The organism is Acidocella aminolytica 101 = DSM 11237, assembly GCF_900129125.1.
GTDB lineage: Bacteria > Pseudomonadota > Alphaproteobacteria > Acetobacterales > Acetobacteraceae > Acidocella > Acidocella aminolytica.
Genome location: NZ_FQVJ01000018.1, coordinates 15,548 through 40,273 on the forward strand (window position 1 = coordinate 15,548; position 24,726 = coordinate 40,273).

A 24,726-nucleotide genomic window follows, 5' to 3' on the forward strand; every position below is an offset into this window, starting at 1 on the left:
CCTTATGCACATCACGCTTTGCGGATCAGGTGCCTTCCGATGTGTCGAGCATCGCCAGATGGTCGGCATCCATCCGCAGAACATCGCACTGACGGCCGTGCGCGTTCATCGCATGACAGGTGTCGTGCGCGCCGTCATGGGTCAGTCCGGTGAGCTGAGCCAGCCAGAGATCCTTGCCGTGGCGATGCACATGCTCAATCTGAGCAATGCCGCGTCCGTGCAGCCGGCGAGCCTTCAGCGCCGCATAGCGGGCGTTGGTTTTGTAATAATACAACCCAAGCTGGGCCACCCATTGCTTGCCTGCGGCTTGCTCATGCCGGGGAGAGTCGGGTAGGGCGGTGACATGCTCAGGCGTACGGCTGGCAACTGTTTCCACCTCCGGCCGGGCTGGCATGATATCCGGGCTGGCCGGGTGGTTGGCGGCCTCCACCATGGCGTGGGTCATGGGTACATGGCCGCCGAATCCATGGTCCAGCATCGCGGTCATTTGCGTGTAGGCAGTGCCCCAGCTTGGCTCATGCAGAACCACGCCGATCAATTCCCGGCCGTGGCGGTTGGCGGTGGTGATGAGGTTGTGCCGGGCGAGATTGGTATAGCCAGTCTTCATGCCGGTAGCTCCGGCATAGCTCTTGAGCATACCATTATTACTAAAGATTGTCCGGCCACGGAACTGGAAGGAAGTGACCTCAAAAAAATCCTGGAACTGCGGATAGTCGCACAAGATGTTACGGGTCAGCATGGAAAGGTCGCGCGCGGTGGTAACCTGGTACGGGCTGGGTAGGCCGGAAGGGTTGGTGAAACGCGTCCGGCCCATGCCGAGGACATGGGCGCGCTCGTTCATCATGTGGGCAAAACGGGTCAGGGAGCCGTGGCCGAGATATTGCCCGAGCGCCGTCGCGGCGTCGTTCGCGGACATGGTGGTCATCGCCAGGATGGCATCCCGCACGGTGATGTTCTCACCCGGGCGCAGCCCCAATTTCACCGGCTCAACCGAGGCCGCCTGCGAGGAGATAGGAATCCTTGTGTCCAGCGTCATCTGATGGGTAACGAGCGCTTGAAAAGCAAGGTCCAACGTCATCAGCTTGGTCAGAGACGCCGGATAGCGCGAGACGTCTTCGTCATGGGCGGAAATGATTTTGCCGGTGCGGGCATCAACCAGGATTGAGCTGATGCCGGGCGACGTGGGACCAGACGCGGCATGGTGGTAACGGTGCTCGTTGGCGGAGGCAGGCAAAGGTACGAGCGCCCCAGCCACGTACATTCCGGCAATGGCCAACATGGCCAAGCGACCTTTGCTCCTCACCTGCATGCCTCGTCTTCCCAGTTTGACTCTTGATTGTTGTAATCGCCAAAAGTACGGCCTGTCCAGGGATAAACGCAAAACTTAACGAGGAAAGACTTAAAAACTGAAAGGCTTATCCCCATTGCTTCAGGGATGCACGGGGGGGCTGACGCGCGGAGCCGTGCAAAGGGGCGATTCCGGCACTTAAAAGCTTTTTGTGCGACGCACAAAAATAGCTTGACGTTGCACTCTCAGTTTGACTAAAAGGAAATTGCTGCGCTGCGGAAAAACACCGCGTGCTCGACGGTTGGAGCTGTGCAGTGATCGTCACCATTACGGGAGCCAAACCCAGATGAGCGCCACCAAAGCCAAAACCGCCGCCGCCGAAACTGCGGCCTCCACCATTGAAAACGCGACCGATGCGTCCGTGAAGTCCTTTGAAAAGTCCCTGTCCGCCGTGCGCGAAGGGATCGAGAAGGCGACCAAGGGCATGGAAACTTCCCAGGCCAAGATTAAAGAAGGTGTTGAGAAAGCCATGAAGACCTCTGAAGAGTTTCTGGCTTTCAGCCAGGGCAACATGGAAGCCTTCGTGAAGGCGTCCCAGATTTATGCTGCCGGGTTCCAGGACATTTCCAAGAATGTCGCTGCCTCTTCCAAGGCTTCCATTGAGGACTCTGTCGCGTTCGGCAAGTCCCTGATGGGCGTGAAGTCGGTGAAGGAAGCATTCGACCTGCAGACCGGCTATGCCAAGGCGTCCATCGAGAAGGCCGTGGCCGAGAGTAACAAATTCGCCGATGCGTCCGTGAAGCTGGCTGAAGAAGCCATCGCGCCGCTGACCGCCCGCATCACCATGGCTGTCGAGACCTTCGGCAAGGCCCGCTAAGGGGTTCTAATTCCGCGGTCTCTTTTGAGACCCATATACGAAAAGGTCGGCTCCTGGTGGGGCCGGCCTTTTTTAATGTCTGGGTTATGTTTGGAAAGCCTCTGTTTTCCAGATCATGTTTTTAATGATTTCAGAGAAAACGCTCTTTCATCGCAGGGCTTGCTTTCGATATGCTTTGCTACAAGTTTGAGTCAAAATACCGCTTCCCTTGGGGTGGGCCGGCTGTTCCTATTAGGGCGGCGGTGTTTGCTGAAGGTGTTCGATAGAGATGAGTGAGAACGACAAACATAAGGGGTCAGAGGGGCCGAATGCTGGCGTGGTGGCAAAACCGCGCCCCAAAACGCGGAAGCCCACGATGTATAAAGTCCTTATGCTTAACGATGATTACACGCCGATGGAGTTCGTCGTGCATGTTCTGGAACGGTTTTTCCAGAAATCACGCGAGCAGGCGACGCAGATTATGCTGCATGTCCATCGGCGCGGCGTTGGGGTGTGTGGGGTTTATACCTACGAGGTGGCAGAAACCAAGGTAACCCAGGTGATGGACCTCGCACGGCAGAATCAGCACCCGCTACAATGCACGATTGAGAAAGAATGAGATTTTATTTTACGATCCAAGACCCATCTAAACTGTTAGACCTTGACGACATGCTGATGGGCAAGGTCGTAAATATGCCAGCCGGGCAGGCAGATACAATGTCCGGATTTAAGAGCGCCGGGTTTCGGCGTGAAGGAACGGTTTGAATCCATGCTGTCTCGCAACCTAGAACAGACTCTCCACCGGGCCCTGTCCTTGGCCGCTGACCGGAAACACGAATACGCGACGCTGGAGCATTTGCTGCTTGGGCTCGTGGAGGATCCGGATGCGCTGACGGTGCTGCGGGCCTGCGGCGTGGATATCGAGAAGATCAAGAAAGATCTGACCGAGTTTTTGGATAAGGATCTGGCCGGACTGGCAACCGACCGCGGTGGGGACCCCAAGCCAACCGCCGGGTTCCAGCGTGTGGTGCAGCGCGCGGCGATCCATGTGCAATCTTCCGGACGGGATGAGGTGACCGGCGCCAATGTGCTGGTGGCCCTGTTCTCCGAACGGGAGAGCCATGCCGTGTATTTCCTGCAGTTGCAGGACATGACGCGGCTAGATGCGGTGAACTTCATCTCTCACGGCATCGCCAAGAGCCCCGGCAAGTCCGCTCCACGTCCGCCCACGGGCTCGGCCGAGCAAAATGAACCGAATGAGCGTGAGGAGAAAGGCAGCGCCAAGCGTGGGCAGGATGCGCTCTCTACCTATTGCATCAACCTCAATAAGAGGGCGAAGGAAGGCAAGATTGATCCGCTGATTGGGCGTGAGCACGAGATTGAGCGGACGATTCAGATTCTCTGCCGCCGTACCAAGAACAACCCGCTTTATGTAGGCGACCCTGGCGTGGGCAAGACCGCCATTGCGGAGGGTCTGGCCAAGCGCATCATCGACGGCGACGTGCCGGAGGTGCTGCTGAACGCCACCATCTTCGCGTTGGATATGGGGGCGCTGCTGGCCGGTACCCGCTACCGGGGCGATTTCGAAGAGCGGCTGAAGGCGGTGGTGACGGAGATGGAGGCCAATCCCGGCGCCATTCTGTTCATCGACGAAATCCATACTGTGATCGGCGCTGGAGCGACCTCGGGGGGGGCGATGGATGCTTCCAACCTGCTCAAACCCGCTCTGGCTCAGGGTACGTTGCGCTGCATCGGCTCCACGACCTATAAGGAATTCCGAAACTACTTCGAGAAGGACCGTGCTCTGGTCCGGCGCTTCCAGAAAATCGACGTAAACGAACCCTCCATCGAGGATGCGGTGAAGATCCTGCGCGGACTGAAGGTCTCTTATGAGAAGCACCACAAGGTGCGCTACACAGATGATGCCATCCGTGCCGCCGTGGAGCTTTCGGCCAAGTACATCAACGACCGTAAGCTGCCGGATAAGGCGATCGACGTGATCGACGAGGCGGGCGCGGCGCGGATGCTGCTGCCGGAGAATAAGCGTCGCAAGACCGTGACCCTCAAGGATGTTGAGGATATGGTGTCCAAGATCGCCCGCATCCCGCCCAAGTCGGTCTCGACGGACGACAAGGAGGTGCTGCGCCATCTGGAACGTGACCTGAAGGCGATGGTGTTTGGGCAGAATGCCGCCATTGAGGCGCTTTCCGCCGCCATGAAGCTCTCCCGCGCTGGCCTGCGCGATCCTGAAAAGCCGATTGGCAACTATCTGTTCTCCGGTCCGACCGGTGTCGGCAAGACCGAGGTGGCGCGGCAGTTGGCCTCGACTCTTGGCATTGAGCTGACGCGGTTCGATATGTCCGAGTATATGGAGCGCCATTCCGTGTCGCGGCTCATCGGTGCGCCGCCGGGCTATGTCGGGTTCGACCAGGGAGGTATGTTGACGGACGCGATCGACCAACACCCCCATTGCGTGCTGCTGCTGGACGAGATCGAGAAGGCGCACCCGGATCTGTTCAACATCCTGTTGCAGATCATGGATCACGGAAAGTTGACCGACCATAACGGCAAGCAGGTGGATTTCCGTAACGTCATCCTGATTATGACCACCAATGCCGGGGCGGCGGACATGCAGAAGCCGGGCATCGGCTTTGGCAAGCAGACTCGGGTGGGTGAGGATGAGGAAGCGGTGAAGAAACTCTTCACGCCGGAATTCCGCAACCGTCTGGATGCGATTATCCCCTTCGCGGCGCTGACGCCTGAGATTGTCGGCCGCGTGGTGGAGAAGTTCGTGATGCAGCTGGAAGCACAGCTCGCGGACCGCAACGTGACCATAGAGCTCTCTTCCGCCGCAAAGGAGTTCTTGGCGGAGCGTGGCTATGAGCCGCTTTATGGCGCGCGGCCGTTGGGCCGGGTGATTCAGGAGCAGATCAAGAAGCCGCTGGCCGAGGAACTGCTGTTCGGCAAGCTGGTGAAGGGTGGCGCCGTGAAAGTAAGCGTGAAGGACGGCAAGCTGGCTTTCGATGTTTCCGAGGCGCCAGCCCTGGCGCTGCCCAAGCCGGAAGCCGAAGGCGATGGCGGTGACGAGAAAGCCCCGGAAGAAGTTCACTAAACAGTAAACGGCGCCTGAGAGGGCGCCGTTTTTTGTGCCATTACGAGACACGGTCTTGGCTTATCTGTCTTGCGCCTGGGCTGGGGGTGGTTTACCTCGCGGCTGCAACCATAGGAGCTGTCCATGACCGCCATTGCCGACATTGTCGCTCGTGAAATTCTTGATAGCCGTGGCAATCCGACCGTTGAGGTGGATGTGCTGTTGGAATCCGGCGCTTTTGGCCGGGCCGCTGTGCCCTCCGGCGCGTCCACCGGCGCGCATGAAGCTGTGGAACTGCGCGATGGCGATAAATCCCGCTATGGCGGCAAGGGCGTGCTTCAGGCCGTGCAAGCCGTTGAGGGCGAGATCTTGGACGCGATCGGCGGGCTGGATGCCGAGGACCAGATTGGCATTGACAACATCCTGATTGACCTGGACGGCACACCGAATAAGGCCCGCCTCGGCGCCAATGCGATTCTGGGTGTGTCCATGGCGCTGGCCAAGGCGGCAGCTGTTGATAACGGCCTGCCGCTCTATCGCTATATCGGCGGCGTGTCCGCCCGCACCCTGCCGGTGCCGATGATGAATATCGTGAATGGCGGTCAGCATGCCGACAACCCGATTGATATTCAGGAATTCATGATCCAACCGGTTGGCGCGTCCTCCATTGCCGAGGCCGTACGTATCGGTTCTGAAGTGTTCCACACGCTTAAGAAGCTGTTGGCCGAGGGCGGCCACAACACCAATGTTGGCGATGAAGGCGGCTTTGCCCCGAACCTAAACTCCGCTGATGAGGCGCTAGGCTTCATTGCCAAGGCCTGCGAAAAGGCTGGTTACAAGCCGGGCGAGGACATCACTTTCGCGCTTGATTGCGCATCCACTGAGTTCTTCAAAGACGGCGTCTATGACTTGGCCGGTGAAGGCAAGAAGTTCGATGCCGGGCAGATGATCGACTATCTGGCTGATCTTTGCGCGCGTTACCCTATCGCGTCCATCGAGGATGGCTGCGCCGAGGATGACTGGGCCGGCTGGAAGATGCTGACCGAGCGTCTGGGCGATAAGGTGCAGCTCGTGGGCGATGATTTGTTCGTCACCAACCCGGTGCGTCTGCGCCGTGGCATTGAGGCGGGCACGGGCAACTCCATCCTGGTGAAGGTGAACCAAATCGGCACCCTGACCGAGACGTTGGAAGCGGTCGAGATCGCCCAACGTGCCGGTTATACCGCCGTGATATCCCATCGTTCCGGCGAGACCGAGGATTCCACCATTGCGGACCTCGCGGTGGCGACGAATTGCGGCCAGATCAAGACTGGCTCCCTGGCGCGCTCCGACCGTACGGCGAAGTACAACCAGTTGATCCGCATTGAGGCGGAACTGGGCGGCACGGGCCGCTATTACGGTCCGATGATGCGCCGCGTTTAAGGGCGGGCGCTCTTTCAAGGATAGGGGGCTTTTTTAGGAAAGCCTCCATCAGGTACCCCCATCATGTCACGCCTAACCGCCAATAGCCTGTTACTTCTGGCAGCTGCTCTGTGGGGCGGCGGGTTTGTCGCGCAGGCAGAGGCCGGGGGGTATATGAATGCGGGCTGGTATACGGGGCTGCGTTTTATTCTAGCATTTCTGGCGGTGTTGCCCCTGGGGCTGGCGGAAGCACGGCGTAGCTCTTTCCGTTTAAGCGGGGTGGGTGGCATGGCGCTGTTGGCGCTGGTTTTCGCAATCTCGACCTTGCTGCAGCAGTGGGCCTTGTCTTTCACCAGCGTTACCCATGCCGGGTTTCTCACCGGACTGTATGTGATTTTTGTGCCGGTGCTGGAGGTGCTTTTTTTCCGTCGCACGCCGCACCCTCTGGTCTGGTTTGCCGCTTTGCTGGCGCTGGCGGGCACTTGGTTCCTGGGCGATGGATTTGACCATATCGGCCTTGGGGACTGGCTGGTTATTCTCTCAGCTTTGGGTTTCGCGGTGCAAATTCTGTTGATGCAGCATGTCGCGCGGGGCAGTGCTAGGCCGGTGGCGGCAGCGCTCAGCCAGTCTGCGGCCTGTGTGTTTATGGGCTGTGGTGTTGGAGCATTCGGAGGGTTGCCGTCCTGGGAGGGCATCTCGGGCTGTATGCCGCAACTTTTTTATGGCGGCGTGATTTCCGGCGGGATCGGGTTTTTGCTGCAAGCCGTCTGCCAACGCCATACCGGTGCCACGGACACGGCAGTGATGTTGATGGCGGAGTCGCTTTTTGCAGCCATATTCGCAGCGATTTTATTGCATGAGCGGCTGAGTGGCACAGGCTGGCTGGGCTGTGGTTTGCTGTTCACCGCGTTGGTGCTGGCTCAAATCGGCCCGGTGCTGATCTCGCGTCGCGCTTTGGCTTAAGTTCCCGTCTGGCCGGACAATAAAGCGCCCGTTACAATCCTTTTATGGCCGATCTGACCCTTTGTGCCTGTGGCTCCGGCCTCAAGCGTTTGCGTTGTTGCGAGCTGGAACTCATAACCCTGAGCCTCATTGAGGCAATGGCTTGTTGGCCCAGGCTGATGCGGCGCTGGTGGCGGGGGGTGTGGCCAGGGCGGAAACATTACTGCATCAGATATTGGAGCTCGCGCCAGGGCGGGAGGAGGCGCTGTGCTTGCTCTACCGGCTCTGCCGTCAGCAGAACCGCATGCAGGCTGTTGAGGCGTTGGTCCGCCGTGTGTGGCGCTGAATCCGAATCACTTCTGGGCACTTCTGGGCAACAAACGAGCTGATCTTGCTGTTGCTCGGCAAAGGCGCGCTGGCGGAGGCAGAGCTTCATGCCCGCAACGCTGTGCGAATCGCACCGCAAAATGCGCAGGCGCATAATCTGATGGGGCTGGTGCTGAACGAGGCTAACCATCCCCAGATCGGTGAATATCATTACCGGTGGGTACTGGAACCGGCCGACGGAGAGGAGCCGATTACCCTTGCCAATCTGGCCTGGAGCCTAAAAGCCCCAAGGACGGATTGATGAGGTCCGGGAGTTATATGCGCGCTCCATGGCGCTGAAGCCGGATGTGGTGCAGACCCGGCTGGGCTGCGTCAGGATGGAGGTGGTCGACCGAAAATTTCCCCGTGCCTTGGCGCTGCTGGATAAGACAGAGCGGCTGTTTCCGGGCAATCCCTCCATCCACCTGAACCGCGCCACCGTGCTTTCCCGCATGAAGCGCGATGAAGAGGCCTTGGCCTTGCTCAACGCCGGAAATGCGCCCTGGGCCGTCAGAACTGTCAGAGAAAGGCCGGTTGCTGGACGAGATGGGCCGGCTTTTGCTTGTTTCGAAGCTGGCAAACACGCGGTTCTGGCATTAGGCGGACGGCCATATATGGAGGATGTGGCGTCGGACATGGCGGCGCGTCTGAAAGGGTTTTTACCCCCCCCCCGGCGGTTGGCCACGCTGCCCACGGCACCGTTGCGGGCGGACATGCCTCAGCCAGTGTTTATTTTTGGGTTTCCGCGTTCCGGCAGCAAGCTGATCGAGCAGCCGCTCACCGTGCATCCGCGCATCGCGGCGGGGGATGAACCACTCTCCATCGGTGACATTACCCAGATTATACCGGGTTTACTGGCCAGCCTGCTTTCCTATCCGGAGGCGCTGGCGGAGATATGGATGGGCGACCAGCGCGATGGGCTGGAGGAACTGCGCGACTATTACCTCAACCGCGCTCGCAAGGCCGGACTGTTTCAGAAAGGCGCGGCGTTCTTCACCGACAAAATGCCGCTTAACGAGACACATTTGGGGCTGATCGCGCTGCTCTTTCGGCAATTGCCGGTGATTCATATGCTTCGGCATCCGCTGGATGTGGCGCTCTCGATTTATGCGAACCACCTGAGGCATGATTATTTCTGTGCTTCGGCGCTGGAGAGCATTGCCCGTCATTATGTGCTGAAGGCTGATCTGATGGCGCATTACCGCCAAGTACTCTCGCTGTGCTACCTGCCCGTGCGTTATGAAGAGATGGTGGCCAGCCAGGAGAGCGAGGTGCGTAAAATCCTTGACTTCATAGGCATTGAGTTTGACTCGCGCTGTCTCTCTTTCGAACGGAACACGCGCTATGTGCGTACGGCCTCTTATGCGCAGGTGACTGAGAAGCTTTATGACCGCTCGAGTTATCGCTACCGGACTTATCTCAAACATTTGACCGCGGCGTTGAATGTGCTGTGCCCGGTGATCGAACGGCTGGGGTATAAGATTAACGCGCCGGAACCGGCTAATTCAGGAGACGCCGTATGCTAAAGACGAATTTTTCCTATGCTGTTCTGCTGACGCTCGCGGGGGCGATTCCATTCCTGTTCTGCGGTGGGCTGGTTCTACTTTATCCGGTCGATTCACCCCTCGCCATTCAGGCGTTGATTGCCTACGGGGCGGTGATTTTGTCTTTTGTTGGTGCGGTCCATTGGGGGTTTGTGCTGAGCCGTCCTGAATCCTCCGACACGGCAGGGACAGATAAGAGGAGTCTTGGGCTGGGAGTCCTGCCAGCGCTTGTTGGCTGGGTGGCGTTGCTGGTGCAACTGCGCTTTCACTTGCCCGCCCTGGCCCTGCTCTTCCTGCTGGCCGGGTTTTTACTCACGGTCATCGCAGAGACGGTAGGGCACGGGCGGGGGGTGGTGCCATCCAGCTATCTCATCCTGCGTTGGAGCATCTCAGTGATTGTGATGCTGGTGCTGCTGGCAGTGCTGGTGGCGTTGCTGGCCGGTATGCGGACCGGTTAAGCCGGGTCAGGCCTTGGGTTCGGCCGTAAAACCGGCATCCTCGATGGCTTTGGCGTAAGCTTTGGCATCTGCTACGCCGCCAATGCTCACGAGCTTAGTTTCAAGGTCGGCCTCAACCTTTGCGGCGGGGTCGAGGTGGTGAATGGCCTCGGTGATTGAGCGGACGCAGCCGCCGCAATCCATGTCAGGCACGGTAAAGCACAGGTCGGTGGTAAGGGGCATGTCGGGTCTCCTGATGATTAAGTTCGGCATAAGGGTTCCGATCATGGCAATGTCAAGGCTTGACCCTCCCATGATAGGAACCCCATATCCTGCGTTATGGATCAGATAATCTCGCCCGCGAAAGATGTTGAACTCGCCATTGGCGGCATGACTTGTGCCAGCTGTGTGGCACGCGTTGAAAAAGTGCTCAAACGTGTGCCCGGCGTGCAGGATGTGTCGGTGAATCTCGCCACGGAGCGTGCGCATGTCTCCGTTGTGGGGGGCGTGCAGCTTGCTGCTTTGGAAGAGGCTGTGGCGAAGGCGGGCTATACTACAGGCCTGGCCGAAGTTCCGCAGCCGGACCATGCTAGGCGGGAGTTGCTGGAGCTTCTGGCCGCCTTTATTCTAGCCGCGCCCGTGGTGCTGGATATGGTCTCGCCTGTTCCCGGTTGGGTGCAGCTTATCTGTGCCACGCTGGTGCAGTTCTGGTTGGGAGCACGGTTTTACCGGGCGGGGGCCCTGGCGGCAAGGGCGGGGGCTGGCAATATGGATCTGCTGGTGGCGTTGGGAACGTCGGCGGCTTACGGGCTTTCGGTCTGGGATATATTCGCGGGCGGGCCGCTTTATTTTGAAAGCGCGGTGGCGGTGATCGCGCTGGTCCGGCTGGGTAAATATCTGGAAGGCCGAGCCAAGCGGGATGCCGCCAAGGCGATTTCTGGCTTGCAGAAGCTGCGGCCCGAACAAGCGCATCTGGCCACGGGCGGGGATGTGCCGGTGGCGCGCTTGCAGCCGGGAGATGAAATCCTTATCCGCCCTGGCGAGCGTGTGCCGGTGGATGGCGAGGTGCTGGACGGTGAGGGCAGCGTGGATGAAAGCCCCGTGACGGGTGAGGCGCTGCCGCAGCCGCGCGGTGCTGGCGCAAAATTGCTGGCGGGTACGTTGAATCTGGACGCCGTCCTGCGCCTGCTTGTGACAGCCGCCCCCGGCGAGAGTTTTCTGGACCGTATGGCGCGGTTGATCGACCAGGCGCAATCCGCCAAGCCGCGCGTGCAAAGGCTGGCGGACAAGGTTTCCGCTTGGTTCGTGCCGGTGGTGCTGGTGCTGGCGGCGCTGACCTTCGTGGGCTGGCTGCTACATGGGGCGGTGATGGCCCATGCGCTCATCAGAGCGGTGTCTGTGCTGGTGATTGCCTGTCCTTGCGCTTTGGGGCTGGCCACACCCGCGGCAATCATGGCCGGAACGGGCGCCGCAGCGAAGGCGGGGATTTTGTTCCGTGATGCTGACGCGCTGGAGGCAGCGGCGAAGATCGATATTCTGGCCTTCGATAAAACTGGTACGCTGACTACCGGCACGCCGCAACTGGCTGAAGTGAAGAGGCTGGGACATCTGGACGAGGCGCGCTTGCGTGCCGTTGCCGCCGCGATGGCTGCGCAGGACACGCACCCCCTGGCGCTTCCCCTGCGGCAAGAGGGGGTAAAACCTGCGAAAAATTTCAAAAATCTGCCCGGTAAAGGCGTGCAAGGTGAGGTGGACGGGCAACTGTATCTGTTTGGCTCGGCCCGGTTGGTGCCTGCGGCCCCACCGCAGCAGGATGAAAAAAGCTGGTCTTATCTTGCTAGCGCCGATGGCACGCCCCTGGGTGCGTTTGGCTTTACCGACACCATTCGCCCCAGCGCGGCAAAAGCGGTGGAGCGGCTGCGCGTGGCGGGTATTAAAACTCTGCTGCTGACGGGCGACCGCCAGGAGGCCGGGAATGCCCTGGCCAGCCAGCTTGGCATTGCTCGCGTGGAATCGCAGGCCACGCCGGAGCAGAAGCGTGACATTATTGAGAATTTGCGGCGCGCGGGGCAGCGCGTGGCCATGCTTGGCGATGGAATCAACGACGCCGCGGCCCTGGCCGCCGCCGATGCGGGCATGGCGATGGGGCAGGGGGCGGATGTGGCGATTGAGGCCGCGCCGATCTCGCTTTTGCGCGCGGACCCGCTTCTGGCCCCGGCGGCTTTGGATCTTGCCCGCCGCACCTGGGTCATTTTGAAGCAAGGGCTGTTCTGGGCGTTGATTTATAACGCTTTGGGCATCCCGGCGGCCGCGTTCGGGTTGCTCAGTCCGGCGCTGGCGGGGGGCGCAATGGCGGCATCTTCGCTGTGTGTGCTTGGCAATGCTTTGCGTCTGCGCCATTGGAGAGCGATATGACATTGGTAACGATCGCCCAAGCTTCAGCCATGACCGGTGTCTCCGCGAAGATGATCCGGCATTATGAGAGCATTGGTCTCATCAAGGCGCCTTTGCGTACCGAAAACCGCTATCGCCATTACAGCGAGGCGGAACTGCATGAGTTGGGCTTTATCCGCCGGTCGCGGGATTTGGGGTTTTCCTTTGAGGATATCCGCCAGCTTCTCTCACTTTGGCGGGATAAAGGGCGCAGTTCCGCCGAGGTGAAGGCGATCGCGCTACGCCATATCGAGGAACTAGACCAAAAAGCCGCCGCGCTGGGGGCAATGAGTCGCACGTTAAAGCACCTCGCGGCCACCTGCCATGGTGATGACCGGCCCGACTGCCCGATTCTCGACGCACTGGACCACCCAAAAAAGGCGGATTCCTTTAGCGATCCTTGACTTTAAGCTGCTCATTGTCGATACGGAGCGCATTGAAATGGGCGCTCTCCGCGCTCAGCGCTTTGCTGCGCCCCCGATCACGAGAGACGTAATTTTTGTCCGATACGAACGAAGACGACCAAGCCGCCGCCCCGGAGCAGACGCCGCAAGCGCTTGATGCCGATTCCGCACAGGCTGAAACGCCTGATTTTGCCTCGTTGGGGTTGTCTGAGCCTCTTCTGAAGGCCTTGGCGGAAAAGGGCTATTCCAAGCCGACCCCCATCCAGGCCCAGGCGATTCCCGTGGTGCTGATGGGGCAGGATGTGCTGGGCGTGGCCCAGACAGGTACGGGTAAAACCGCCAGCTTTACCTTGCCGATGCTCGATATACTTGCAGGCTCCCGCGCCCGCGCGCGCATGCCGCGCTCCTTGATCTTGGAGCCGACGCGGGAGCTTGCTTTGCAGGTGGCGGAAAATTTTGTTCAGTACGGAAAAAATCTGAAGCTCAATCACGCGCTGTTGATTGGCGGCGAGAGCATGGCTGAGCAGAAAGAGGCACTGACCAAAGGCGTGGACGTACTGATCGCCACACCGGGCCGGTTGATTGATCTGTTCGAGCGTGGCGGCCTGCTGCTGCGCGATGTGCGGGTGCTAGTGATCGATGAAGCTGACCGTATGCTGGATATGGGCTTTATCCCGGATATTGAGCGTATCGTCACGATGCTGCCGACCAACCGGCAGACTTTGTTTTTCTCCGCCACCATGGCGCCGGAGATTCGCCGCCTAGCGGATGCCTTCCTGAATACGCCGAAGGAAATTACGGTCTCGCGTCCGGCATCGGTGGCGACTACGATCGTCGCCAGTCTGGCGCTGGTGAATGTGCACGATAAGCGCGAGGCGTTGCGTCGCCTGCTGCGCGCGGAAAACGTGCAAAACGCCATCGTTTTCTGCAATCGCAAGCGGGATGTGGATATTCTCTACAAATCGCTGACCAAGCATGGCTTTGATGCTGGTGCGCTGCATGGCGATCTGCCGCAGAGCGTGCGCTTTGCTACCCTGGAGAAGTTCAAGGCGGGCGAGATCCGGATTTTGGTCTGCTCGGATGTCGCGGCGCGCGGGATCGATATTGGCGGGCTTAGCCATGTGTTCAATTTCGACGTGCCGCACCATGCGGAGGATTATGTCCATCGTATCGGCCGCACCGGCCGCGCCGGCCGAGAGGGCCATGCCTATATGCTGGCGGTTCCTGACGACAGACTGGCTGTTGAAGCTGTAGAGAAACTGGTCGGCACCGCGATTCCGCGTATCGTGATTGATGGCCTCGACCCGGTTGAATGGTCTGAGGATGATGGCCGCAAGCGTGGCCGTGGGACCAAGAAAGACAGTAAGGACAAGGATAAGGCCCGAAAAGGCAAGGATAAGGACCGTAAGGTCGAAGCCAAGCCTGAACACGAGAAAGAGCGTAAGCCCGAACGCCGTGAGCGCGAGAGAGACCGCGACCAAGGGCCGTCGGTTTTGGGCTTTGGCGAGAATGTGCCGGCCTTCATGCTCATCCGCCGCCGAGATGCTGCGCCGGTCACGGCCGAGGACGAGCCGGAAGATAACGGTTCAGGTATCGCCGCCTAATTTGTAAAAAATTGTGGCGCCGTCTTTTCCATAAAGGCGGTGACAGTCAGATCATGTCCCATTGCATCCATTTCGGTCTATGCGGCGGTTGCGCCAGCGATGACCGCAACCAGCCCGACAAACGCGCCTTGCTAGTTAATGCCTTGGCGCGTGCGGGCTATTTGAATGAAGAGGTGGAGCCGCTGGTGCAAGTGCCTCTGCAGACGCGGCGCCGTGTGGATTTGGCCGCCAGCCGAAAGGGGGCGGAAATTGCTCTTGGGCTGCACAAAGCGCGTTCGTCCGACGTGGTGGACATGCGGGAATGCGCGCTGCTGCGGCCGGTTTTTTTACCTTTGCTGCCGCCTCTGCGGGTTTTGCTGCGCAGCTTACAAGCTTTCCGGCGTGAGGTGTCTTTGGTCATTAACTGGCTCGATAACGGGCCGGATATTCTGATCCGCACCGATGCCGTGCTGACTCAGTCTGACCGCACGCGCCTGATTGCGTTCGCCAAGGAGCATGGCGCACCGCGCATCTCCGTGGCGGAGCCGAAGCAAATGCCCGAGCCGGTGATTTTGCTGGCAAACCCGGTATTGCGGTTTGCTGGCATTGAAATAACCCCCCCCCCCGGTGGGTTTTTGCAGGCCAGCCCGGAAGGTGAGGCGGCGATTATTGCCGCGATGCTGGCCGGGTTGCCCAAACTGCGGAATAAAAGCCGGATTATCGAACTGTATGCCGGCTGTGGCACGTTGAGCTTTGCTTTGGCCCAACATGCCCGGGTTGAAGCCTATGAGGGGGATGAACCTGCCGTTCTGGCCGCTGACAAGGCTGCTCGTGCCGCGGGCTTGGCAGGACGTGTGACAATCACCCGCCGCGACCTGAACCGCCGCCCGTTATTGACTCAGGATTTCCGTGGCTCCGATGCCGTGGTGTTGGATCCGCCTTATGCTGGCGCCGCCGCGCAGATGAAATTTCTGGCCGGGGCTGGGGTGGGGCGGATTATTTATGCGAGCTGCAACCCAGATGCCCTGGCCTATGATGCCAGTGTATTGCGCCAGGCTGGGTATAAGCTACTGGCCGCTACGCCGATCGATCAGTTCCCGTTCTCGGAAAATGTTGAGAGCGTATTGGTGTTTGATGGCAAGAGAAAATAGCCTTCCTGTTTCGTGATCGTGAAAAAGTCTGATAAAAGGTTGAAATAGAGGGTTTTCATACCAGTTCGGGTGTTTGTGCTTTTTAAAAGCCAAGTCCCTAAAACTGAATGCCGCATATTTCCATAACCGCCAAGGAGATCTGAAGGGCTATGAACTCACATTTATCTGCTTTGATGGCATCAGGTGCATTTCATGCCGTCGTTAGTTTTTTCCTGAATATTCTTTATGCGATCGTCATCCTTCTGGTGGCACGATTCATAGCCAGCGCAACGCATCGCCAGATTTCATCGGTTTCCAAGCGGAATCCGAAATTTGACGATACGCTATTCAGGTTTTTAGGAAATATCGCCAAATATCTTATTCTTGCCATTGCGGTTATCTTTGTTTTGAACCGCTTTGGAATTCAGACAACCTCTCTGGTCGCTTTGATTGGTGCAGCTGGCCTGGCGATTGGCTTGGCCTTGCAAGGCACGTTGAGCAATCTGGCGGCGGGTATGATGCTGATTTTCTTCCGCCCGTTCCGTGTCGGCAATTATGTTGAAGCCGCCTCGCAGGCCGGCACGGTGGAAGAAATCTCCTTGTTTTACACAGAGATGAAAACCTATGACGGTTTGAAGCTGATTGTGCCGAACAAGGATATCTGGGCTTCACCTATTAAGAATTATTCTGCTAATACGCAGCGTCTGGTCGACCTGACCATTGGCGTTTCCTATGGCAGCGACCTTAAGAAGGCCGCAGAAGTGCTGCATAAAGTTGCCGCGCAGGATAAGCGGGTGCTGGCTGAGCCAGGGCCGTTTATTAAAGTCAAGGAACTGGGCGACAGCTCCGTGAATTTTGCTTTCCGCGTTTGGGTCGCGAGTTCCGACTGGTGGGTGACGAAGTGCGAAATGAACGAGAAGATCAAACTCGCTTTGGATGAGGCTGGTGTGGAAATTCCATTCCCGACCCGCACGTTAAACTTCTCCAATCCGCTTGAATTCGTGGGTAAGCAGAACTCGTAAACTAAAACAGGGCTGAGCCGGGTAGGCTCAGCCTTGTCTCCAGGGCAGCCCCTCGGCCTTCCAGCCAGCGACCGTGCCGCGATGGCCGCGCGCATCGACGGGGCCTTCAAATCCGTCCTTCACATTATAAACATGCTTGAACCCCGCTTCTTTGGCGGCAACGGCGGCTGCCATGCTGCGCCCGCCGGAGCGGCATAGAAAATAGACATGCGCGGCATGTACCACATGCGCGGCGCTCAGATGATCCGTGAAGTTCGGCGTGGGGTGCATGGAGGGAAAAACCTGCCACTCGATTAGAATTGGGTGTTTTCCGGCCTCTGACAAATCTGGGAGGCCTACGAATTTCCATTCCGCACTGGTCCGCACATCGCAGAGAACGGCATCGGGGTTGCTCATCAACGCTTCCCAGACCTGTCGCGGTGACACATCTTCGATCATAATACCCTCCAGGCATTAGCCTTTTGGCCTGAGCATAGCGAGGACGATGACAGATGGAAACAGTGGCGGACGGGTTGATCGGGGCAATTGGCAACACACCCCTTATCAGGCTCAAGCGGGCATCGGCTGCCACGGGCTGCGAAATTCTGGGCAAGGCTGAGTTCTGCTCCCCAGGTGGGTCGGTGAAGGACCGTGCGGGGTTGGCGATTATCCGTGACGCGGAAGCACGCAGGTTGCTCAAGCCTGGCGGTACCATTGTGGAGGGTACGGCGGGCAATACCGGCATTGGCATTACGCTTGTGGCGAATGCGCTTGGTTATAAGAGTATTATCGTGATGCCGGAGACCCAGAGCCGGGAGAAAATCGATTTTCTGCGGATGATCGGCGCGGATCTGCGGCTGGTTCCAGCCAAGCCGTTCAGGGACCCGGGCAATTATGTGCATGTCTCCCGCCGTTTGGCTGAGGAGTTGGGGGCGGTGTGGGCCAATCAGTTCGACAATCTCGCTAACCGTGAAGGTCACCGCACCTCCACCGGTCCCGAAATCTGGGCGCAGACAGGAGGCAAGGTGGATGCCTTTACCTGCGCCTGCGGCACGGGTGGGACGTTGGCGGGCGTGTCTTTCGCGCTGAAGGAGCGTAAGCCTGGCGTGAAGATTGTGCTGGCGGACCCGGAGGGCAGCGGGCTTTATGGCTGGGTTAAAAGCGGCGATTTGAGCGTGAGCGGGTCCTCTATCACCGAGGGTATTGGCCAGTCACGCGTTCCCGCGAACCTGGAGGGGGCGCCGATTGAGGATGCGGTACGGATTCCTGACCCGGAGGCGTTGGAGCAGATTTATGATCTGATGATCCATGAAGGACTGTCTATCGGCGGTTCGGCGGGGGTGAATGTGGCGGCGGCGATTCGCGTCGCGAAAGAGATGGGACCAGGCCACACCATTGTAACCATGCTGTGTGACAGTGGCGCGCGCTACCAGAGCAAGCTGTTCAACCCTGACTTCCTACGCTCCAAGAACTTGCCGGTGCCGCCATGGATGTGAGTGATGCCGCAGCGCTGGATGCGGCCGAGCTGCTGGAGGTTTTCCGCACTGGTGAACTGACGCCCTTACAGGCCTTGCAGGGAGTGACCGAACGTATTGCCCGCCGTAACGGAGAAATCAACGCGTTTGCCATTATGAATCCCGGCGCGCTGGATGCTGCGCGGGAAAGCGCTGAACGCTGGAAGTCCGGGGCGGCGCGCCCGCTGGAGGGTGTGCCGGTGACGGTGAAGGATCTGATCGATGTGGCGGGGTTGCCTACACGGCGCGGCAGCAAAACCACAGCCCCAGCTCCGGCGGTGCAGGATGCGCCTTTAGTGTCCGCCTTGCGGGCGGCGGGCGCTGTGATCATTGGCAAGACCACCACCACGGAGTTTGGATGGAAGTCGCCGGGGGATAACCCGTTGCACGGCATTACACGTAATCCTTGGAACGTGGCGCACACGCCGGGTGGCTCATCCTCCGGGGCGGCGGCTGCGGCGGCCGCATTCTTTGGTCCTCTGCATGTGGGCACGGATGGCGGCGGCTCAATCCGTATTCCCGCCGCCTGGAGCGGCGTGGTGGGGCTGAAACCAACCTTCGGGCGGGTGCCGCAATGGCCTCTTGGTGCGTTTGGGCCGATGGCGGCGGCGGGGCCTATTGGGCGCTCGGTCAGGGATGTGGCGCTGATGTTGTCCGCGATGGCAGGCTACAATCAACGGGACCCGTTTTCCCTGCCGGAGGCAACGCGCGATTTTACCGCAGGACTTGAGGAAGGGGTGAAAAGGCTGCGTGTCGGCGTGCTGCGCCGCCCGGGGTTCGATGCACCGGCGGATGCGGCGTCCTGGGCGGCTGTTGAGTCGGCAAGCGCGATATTGGCGGAGCAGGGCGCTGACATTGCGGAGATTGCTCCTGATCTTCCAGATATTTCCAAAATCTTCGTAACATTTTGGGGGGCGGCGCTGGCAAAAGCCGTGTGTGCCGTTCCGGCGGGTCAGCGCGTGCTGATGGAGTCTGGATTATTGGCCCTCGCGGATCGGTTCCAGGAAGCCACTGCGCTGGAACTGTTGGAGGTCGAAGCCGAGCGGGTGCGGGCGGCGTATAAAATGGCTGAATTGGACGTGGATCTAATTCTTTGCCCCTCTGTACCGCACAGCGCCCCCTTGGCCGATGCGGCTGTGCCAGACCCGGAGGCGGCCCTGACGCAGGATTGGGCGCCTTGGACGACATTGTTCAGCCTGACCCGCCAGCCCGCGATCACCGTGCCGATGGGCGTGGATGATGCGGGGCTGCCCACAGCCTTGCAAATCGCCGCGCCGATTTACCGGGATGATCTTGTACTGCGTGCCGCGCGGGCCGTGGAGCGCGGTCTGGGTTGAAAGATTCGCAGGCGGTTTCGTGGGAAAATTGAAACCGCCTGCAAAGGATAAGTTTTTTGAGGGCTGGTTAACCAAATCATAAGTCGAATCACTGATGCTTTATGGAAATGCCGCAGCTTTTCTGATTCGGGGCATTACGCGGCACACGCCGCAAGTCGGACAAAATGTTTGATGGTGGGTTTCCATGGCATTCGTAGTCAAGCCGCTGCAAAGTTTCACAGCTGAGGCGCAGGCGCAGGACAGTCAGAAATTATATCTGTATCAGATCGACCCGCTTCTGGTTGATGAAGAAGACGGGTTTAATCTGCGATATTACGACGATCCAAAAGTCATTTCACATATCGATGCGTTTTGTGATTCTTATATGCAGGGCCGGTATGTGCCGCCAATGGTGGTGCGCGCGCTGGAGGATGGGCGGATTGTGGTGATTGAAGGCCATTGCCGCCGCCGTGGCTTGCGCATGGCAATTGCGCGTGGGGCGCGGATTCCGTTGGTGAGCGTTATTCCCTTCCGTGGCAATGATGCGGAACGTGTGGAGGTGATGCTACGGTCCGCCCAGGGGTTGAAGCTGGAAACGCTGGACATTGCGCGCGGCTATCAACGCTTGCGTGAGATGGGGTTCAGCGTGGCAGAAATTGCCAAGTCACAAAGCAAGACCACGGCGCGGGTTGAGCAGTTGCTGCTGCTGGCTGAGGCAGACCCGCAAGTGCATGCGCTGGTGCGCGGCAACCATGTTTCGCCGGATGCGGCCATTGAGGCGCTGCAGGCGCATGGTGAAATCGCGGCGGAAATGCTTGGCAAAAAACTTGACGAAGCCCGGCAGGACGGCTTTGTCCGCCTGACCAAAACCACGCCGCGCAAACCCCGCCTCCCACGCCGGACAGTTGAAAAAGTTTTTGCAGGGGTGGAGGCCGCAATGGCGGAACTATCGCCAGAATTGAGCAAGCGGGCGAAGGCCTTGCAGAAGTTGCCGGAGGATGAGCGCGCAACACGCATGGTGGAAGTCAGCGCGCAAATGCTGGTGAGCATGGCGCAGGCGGGTAAGGAAATTGAGCGCATGAAAGCTCGGCAGGCGCGCAGGCTGGCCAAGCTGGAAGCGGCACTTACTCCGCTCCCTCTTTCGTGACCTTCACCCGGTCAATCCGCCGCCCATCCATTGCCATAACCTCGAACTTCCAGCCGCCGAAAAGAATCGCATCGCCCTTTGCGGCCGGGCGGAGGAGCAAGGCCAGAATCAGCCCGCCAAGCGTGTGATAACCACCCGCACGGGGCAGGTCCGGCAGATGCAGCCGGGCCTGGGTTTCGTCGATCGGCGTCAGCCCGTCCAGTTCATAGGCGGAGTCCGGCAGCGGCTCGATATAAGAGGACGGCCCGGAATCTTCCGCATCGCCCACAATGGCTTCCAGCACATCGGCGGCGGTCACCACGCCTTCAAAGCTGCCATATTCGTCAAACACCAAAGCCATGCCCAGCGAATCCGCTTTTAACCGCTCCAGCGCATCCAAGGCCGAAACGGAGTCGGGAATCGCCATGGGCTGGCGTAGCACGGTAGAGATGATAGGGCCTTCCTGCTTGGCCAGCAGCCGGTCCAGCACATCCTTGGCCAGAATGATGCCGGCGACATTGTCCACCGACCCGTCGCACACTACAAATCGGGAATGCGCCGCAGCGCGGAGCTGGGCTATGATATCTTCCCGTGCCGCGGACCGGTCGATCCACGCAATTTCCGTCCGGGGGGTCATGATGGCGCGCACCGGCTTGTCCGCTAGGCGCAGAACACGTTCGATAATATCGCGTTCCTCGGTCTCCAGCACGCCGGTTTCAGCACCTTCCACCAGCAATGCCTTCAACTCTTCTTCCGAAACGCCGCGCCGGTCCTCCGAGGTAGGGCCAAACAGGCGCAGCACGAGGTCCGTGGTTTTGCGCAGCGCCCAGATGGCCGGGGCGGCGGTTTTGGCCAGCACAGAGATTGGCCCGGCAACCAGAACCGCCAAGCGCTCCGGGTGGCGCAGAGCCAGCTGTTTGGGCACCAACTCGCCAAACACCAGCGTGAGATAAGTAATAACAATGACGGTGATAATCACGCCCAAGGGTCCAGCATAAGGGGCAAGAAGCGGGATTTTCCTCAGCGGCCCTTGCAGCCGTTCGCCAAGCTGGTCGCCGCCGAACACGCCAGTCAGAATGCCAATCAAGGTGATGCCGAACTGGGTGGTGGGCAGGAAGCTTTCCGGGTCGTCAGCCAACATGCGCGCTCGGGTGGCGCCACGTATGGCCTGGCGCTCCATAAGCGTGAGCATGGCCCGGCGTGACGACACAAGCGCCAGCTCCGCCAAGGCGAAGGCGCCGTTCAGAAGAACTAGGAGGGCAAGAACAGTAAGCTGAAATATGAGAGGCATGTGCTGCTTTTAGCTTGGTTTTTCAGTTCGCGCGATTGTTACAGCGTCTGTACCACACGGTTGAAATGGTAACTGAAGCTGTCCCTGCAGTGCCCTCAAAACTATAAGAATTTTAGTCTTTCTTTCCTACATCTGGTTACAATATTAAAATTTCTTTGCCTTAGTTGGGACACATTCGCGCCCATAGCCCGCCGTACTGATTTGCGATTTCCACTCCTGATCCGGGCTTCATCCCGGAAGCAGCTTGGACATCTCATATGACGTATCAGTCGCAAATCCGCCGCCAAGAGGCGCAGATCTCCACCCGTAAGGCCCGTCGTGGCTGGGCCAGCCTAAGCTCATGGGGCTCGGCCCTTGGAGTTGGTGTGGTAGCGTTTGGCTTGTGGGCCGTGGCCAACCGGCCGGCAACGAATATTCCACCTTACACCGGTGAGATTGGCGGTTTCGCCTTTTCGCCTTTTCACAAAGGTGAAAGTCCGCAGACCGGTGTTTATCCCTCCGTGGGTCAGATCAAGTCAGACCTGAAGCTGGCGGCCAAATATACTCACAATATCCGGACCTACACGGTTGAAGGCGATCTGGGGCAGATCCCGGCGCTGGCGCAGGGTATGGGGTTGAATGTGACACTCGGCGCTTGGCTGGACACACATCTGAATGCCAATGCCAAGGAACTGGCGAAGGTAGTGAAGGTGGCCAACGCCAACCCTGACGTGAAGCACGTGATGGTGGGTAACGAGGTTATTCTGCGTGGTGACCTCACCGTGCCGCAACTCGTGAACGATATTCACCAGGTGGAAAAGCAGGTGCACGTGCCGGTTTCCACCGCCGAACCTTGGCATGTCTGGCTCAAGCATCCTGAACTTGCGAATGCGGTCGATTTCATAACCGTGCATCTGCTGCCCTACTGGGAAGGCGTACCGGAGAAGATTGCCGTGCAGGACGCCATGCACCGTTTTCAGGAAGTGCATGAGCGTTTCCCGAACAAGAAAATCGTGATCGGTGAGATCGGCTGGCCGTCAGACGGTATCGATATCGGCGCGGCGCGTGCCAGCACCATCAATCAGGCCCGTTTCCTGCGTGACTTTTTTAATCTCGCGCAGAAGGAACACCTGAACTACTTCGTGATGGAAGCGTTCGACCAACCCTGGAAGACTAGCTTTGAGGGCCGTGCCGCTGGTTATTGGGGTATGTTCAGCCTGGGCCGTCATGCGAAATGGTCGCTGACCGGTCCGGTGTGGAACCACCCGGAATGGAAGTGGTACGCGCTGGGTGCCGCGTTGATGAGCTTGCTGGCCACCATGGCGCTGCTGTCCCGCCGCCCGGATATCCGTTTGCCCGGCAAACTGCTCTTTGCCGTGCTGGTGGAAGGTTTCACCACCGCGCTGGCGATGCTGCTAATGAATATGAGCCAGACCTATCTCTCCTACAGCGCCGCTGCGGTGTGGGGCGGGTTGGCGCTGGGGCAGGGGATGCTGCTGTTCTTGCTGATCGCGGACAGCTTTGACTTGGTCGAGACCATCTTCGGCCGTGTGGTGAGGCGTCATTACGAGCCGATCCCGGCGCCAGCGGGTACATATCTGCCCAAGGTCTCGCTCCATCTGCCTATCTGCAACGAGCCGCCGCACATGGTGAAGCAGACGCTCGATAGCTTGGCAGCGCTTGATTACGACCGGTTCGAGGTGCTGGTGATCGACAACAACACCATGGACCCCGCCGTGTGGGAGCCGGTGGCCGAGCATTGCGCACGCCTTGGGCCTAAATTCCGCTTCTTCACCCTTGGCAAGTACAAGGGCTATAAGGCGGGGGCCTTGAACTTCGCCCTGCGCGAGACAGCACCGGATGCCGAGGTGATCGGCGTGATCGACGCCGACTATCTGGTCGAGCCCGACTGGCTGCGCTCCATGGCGCCAGCCTTCGCGGACCCGGCGGTGGGCTTCACCCAGTCCCCGCAGGATTACCGGGATAATGATGGTTCGTTGTTCAAGCGCATGATGTTCTGGGAATATGCAGGTTTCTTCCATGCCGGCATGGTCACCCGTAATGAGCGTAACGCCATCATCCAGCACGGCACCATGACGCTGATCCGTAAGGAAGCGCTGCTGAACGAGAATGGCTGGGCCGAATGGTGCATCACCGAGGATTCTCAGTTGGGCCTGCGGCTGTTCCGCGCCGGGTATGAGGCGGTGTACTCCAAGAAGAGCTTTGGCAAGGGCGTGATGCCGGACGATTATAGCGCCTTCCGCAAGCAGCGTTACCGCTGGGCTTATGGCGCCATGCGGATTGTGCGGGCCAATGCCGGGGCGCTGTTCAACCCCTTTAATAAGGAGCTGACGGTGGGCCAGCGCTGGCACTTCGTCACCGGCTGGCTGCCGTGGTTTGGCGATGCGTTGGGGCTAGTGTTCCTGGCCATGGCGCTGGGCTGGTCGATGGGGCTGATTTTTAATCCGGTGCGGTTTGAATTCCCAATAGTGCTCTTCATGTTGCCATCCATCGGGTTGTTCTTCTTCAAGATCGTGCAGATCCTGGCTCTTTATAAGAACCGCGTCCCCTGCGGCTTCATGGACCGGATTGGCGCGGCGGTGGCCGGGCTGGCGCTCTCTCACACCATCGGCAAGGCCGTATGGAAGGGGCTATTCACCAACCAGTTGCCCTTTGTGCGGACCCCGAAGATGGAGAATGCCCCGGCCCTAGTGCAAGGTTTGGTGATGGCCCGCGAGGAGTTGATTATCCTCGCACTCACCTGGGCGGCGGCGCTGGCGGTTGGGTTTGGCCATCATTGGGCAACACCTGAAACCAAGCTCTGGGTGGCGGTGATGTTCACGCAATCCATGCCGTATCTTGCCTCGGTGGGTGTCTCCATCCTGGCGGCCATGCCTGCCAAGGCGCCTAAGGCGGTGGCTGCCCCGGCGATGCAAAAGGCTCCCTCCGTGGTATTTCATCCGGCTGCGGGCGACTAACCGGCCTGACTTCAAAAAGCCCCTTCCGGTTTCAAGCGGGAGGGGC

The 24,726-nt window shown here is 59.2% G+C and carries 22 protein-coding genes; 18 read left to right on the plus strand and 4 right to left on the minus strand.

Annotation, left to right across the window (positions count from 1 at the left end; genetic code table 11):
• Positions 1-25: 25 nt before the first annotated feature.
• A complete protein-coding gene (locus BUB54_RS10820) occupies positions 26-1,279 on the minus strand; it encodes a D-alanyl-D-alanine carboxypeptidase family protein (protein ID WP_052948387.1) in 1,254 nt (417 codons plus the stop codon).
• A gap of 355 nt (positions 1,280-1,634) precedes the next feature.
• Between BUB54_RS10820 and BUB54_RS10825 the strand changes: the two genes are divergently transcribed.
• From BUB54_RS10825 to BUB54_RS10855, 9 genes are all read left to right on the plus strand, one after another.
• Complete coding sequence (locus BUB54_RS10825; RefSeq protein WP_048879283.1) at positions 1,635-2,165, plus strand: phasin family protein; 531 nt, start codon at positions 1,635-1,637, stop codon at positions 2,163-2,165.
• A gap of 268 nt (positions 2,166-2,433) precedes the next feature.
• Complete coding sequence (clpS, locus tag BUB54_RS10830; RefSeq protein WP_048879282.1) at positions 2,434-2,763, plus strand: ATP-dependent Clp protease adapter ClpS; 330 nt, start codon at positions 2,434-2,436, stop codon at positions 2,761-2,763.
• A 150-nt stretch (positions 2,764-2,913) separates the two neighbouring features.
• Positions 2,914-5,256, plus strand: a complete 2,343-nt coding sequence (clpA, locus tag BUB54_RS10835) for an ATP-dependent Clp protease ATP-binding subunit ClpA (protein WP_048879281.1) — start codon at positions 2,914-2,916, stop codon at positions 5,254-5,256.
• A gap of 123 nt (positions 5,257-5,379) precedes the next feature.
• Positions 5,380-6,657: a phosphopyruvate hydratase gene (gene eno, locus BUB54_RS10840; protein ID WP_048879280.1), complete on the plus strand. Its 1,278-nt coding sequence runs from the start codon at positions 5,380-5,382 to the stop codon at positions 6,655-6,657.
• A gap of 63 nt (positions 6,658-6,720) precedes the next feature.
• A complete protein-coding gene (locus BUB54_RS10845; protein WP_048879279.1) occupies positions 6,721-7,599 on the plus strand; it encodes a DMT family transporter in 879 nt (292 codons plus the stop codon).
• A 145-nt stretch (positions 7,600-7,744) separates the two neighbouring features.
• Positions 7,745-7,924, plus strand: coding sequence for a hypothetical protein (locus BUB54_RS21150; RefSeq protein WP_148359212.1), 180 nt, complete (start codon positions 7,745-7,747; stop codon positions 7,922-7,924).
• A 45-nt stretch (positions 7,925-7,969) separates the two neighbouring features.
• Positions 7,970-8,206, plus strand: a complete 237-nt coding sequence (locus BUB54_RS21155; protein WP_048879277.1) for a hypothetical protein — start codon at positions 7,970-7,972, stop codon at positions 8,204-8,206.
• Between the two features lie 28 nt (positions 8,207-8,234).
• Positions 8,235-9,470, plus strand: a complete 1,236-nt coding sequence (locus BUB54_RS10850; protein ID WP_217652485.1) for a sulfotransferase family protein — start codon at positions 8,235-8,237, stop codon at positions 9,468-9,470.
• The gene (locus BUB54_RS10855; protein ID WP_048879942.1) at positions 9,464-9,946 is read left to right on the plus strand and encodes a DUF3429 domain-containing protein; all 483 of its coding nucleotides are present in this window, start codon (positions 9,464-9,466) and stop codon (positions 9,944-9,946) included. Before BUB54_RS10850 ends, BUB54_RS10855 begins: the two co-directional genes overlap by 7 nt.
• 6 nt (positions 9,947-9,952) lie before the next feature.
• Here BUB54_RS10855 and BUB54_RS10860 read toward each other — a convergent pair whose 3' ends face one another.
• Positions 9,953-10,168: a heavy-metal-associated domain-containing protein gene (locus BUB54_RS10860; protein ID WP_048879941.1), complete on the minus strand. Its 216-nt coding sequence runs from the start codon at positions 10,166-10,168 to the stop codon at positions 9,953-9,955.
• A gap of 96 nt (positions 10,169-10,264) precedes the next feature.
• Here BUB54_RS10860 and BUB54_RS10865 point away from each other — a divergent pair, with 96 nt between their 5' ends.
• From BUB54_RS10865 to BUB54_RS10885, 5 genes are all read left to right on the plus strand, one after another.
• Positions 10,265-12,340 carry a heavy metal translocating P-type ATPase gene (locus tag BUB54_RS10865; RefSeq protein ID WP_048879940.1) on the plus strand — a complete coding sequence of 692 codons (2,076 nt, stop codon included), beginning with the start codon at positions 10,265-10,267 and terminating at the stop codon, positions 12,338-12,340.
• Positions 12,337-12,762: a Cu(I)-responsive transcriptional regulator gene (gene cueR, locus BUB54_RS10870; RefSeq protein WP_048879939.1), complete on the plus strand. Its 426-nt coding sequence runs from the start codon at positions 12,337-12,339 to the stop codon at positions 12,760-12,762. Before BUB54_RS10865 ends, cueR begins: the two co-directional genes overlap by 4 nt.
• 95 nt (positions 12,763-12,857) lie before the next feature.
• Positions 12,858-14,366 carry a DEAD/DEAH box helicase gene (locus tag BUB54_RS10875; protein ID WP_048879938.1) on the plus strand — a complete coding sequence of 503 codons (1,509 nt, stop codon included), beginning with the start codon at positions 12,858-12,860 and terminating at the stop codon, positions 14,364-14,366.
• A 53-nt stretch (positions 14,367-14,419) separates the two neighbouring features.
• Complete coding sequence (locus BUB54_RS10880) at positions 14,420-15,496, plus strand: class I SAM-dependent RNA methyltransferase (RefSeq protein ID WP_073211590.1); 1,077 nt, start codon at positions 14,420-14,422, stop codon at positions 15,494-15,496.
• Positions 15,497-15,645: 149 nt separating this feature from the next.
• A complete protein-coding gene (locus BUB54_RS10885) occupies positions 15,646-16,497 on the plus strand; it encodes a mechanosensitive ion channel family protein (protein WP_052948398.1) in 852 nt (283 codons plus the stop codon).
• A gap of 27 nt (positions 16,498-16,524) precedes the next feature.
• Here BUB54_RS10885 and BUB54_RS10890 read toward each other — a convergent pair whose 3' ends face one another.
• Positions 16,525-16,935: a rhodanese-like domain-containing protein gene (locus BUB54_RS10890; RefSeq protein ID WP_048879449.1), complete on the minus strand. Its 411-nt coding sequence runs from the start codon at positions 16,933-16,935 to the stop codon at positions 16,525-16,527.
• Between the two features lie 53 nt (positions 16,936-16,988).
• On the opposite strand from BUB54_RS10890, the gene BUB54_RS10895 reads away from it, so the two are divergent.
• From BUB54_RS10895 to BUB54_RS10905, 3 genes are all read left to right on the plus strand, one after another.
• Positions 16,989-17,972 carry a cysteine synthase A gene (locus BUB54_RS10895; protein ID WP_048879450.1) on the plus strand — a complete coding sequence of 328 codons (984 nt, stop codon included), beginning with the start codon at positions 16,989-16,991 and terminating at the stop codon, positions 17,970-17,972.
• Complete coding sequence (locus tag BUB54_RS10900) at positions 17,963-19,327, plus strand: amidase family protein (protein WP_048879451.1); 1,365 nt, start codon at positions 17,963-17,965, stop codon at positions 19,325-19,327. Before BUB54_RS10895 ends, BUB54_RS10900 begins: the two co-directional genes overlap by 10 nt.
• A gap of 184 nt (positions 19,328-19,511) precedes the next feature.
• Positions 19,512-20,453, plus strand: a complete 942-nt coding sequence (locus BUB54_RS10905; RefSeq protein WP_048879452.1) for a ParB/RepB/Spo0J family partition protein — start codon at positions 19,512-19,514, stop codon at positions 20,451-20,453.
• On the opposite strand, the gene BUB54_RS10910 is transcribed toward BUB54_RS10905, so the two are convergent.
• On the minus strand, positions 20,431-21,723 hold the full coding sequence (locus tag BUB54_RS10910; protein ID WP_048879453.1) for a hemolysin family protein: 1,293 nt from the start codon (positions 21,721-21,723) through the stop codon (positions 20,431-20,433). The two genes, BUB54_RS10905 and BUB54_RS10910, sit on opposite strands and share 23 nt — an antisense overlap.
• A 257-nt stretch (positions 21,724-21,980) precedes the next feature.
• Between BUB54_RS10910 and BUB54_RS10915 the strand changes: the two genes are divergently transcribed.
• Complete coding sequence (locus BUB54_RS10915; protein WP_048879454.1) at positions 21,981-24,680, plus strand: glycosyltransferase; 2,700 nt, start codon at positions 21,981-21,983, stop codon at positions 24,678-24,680.
• Positions 24,681-24,726 lie beyond the last annotated feature (46 nt).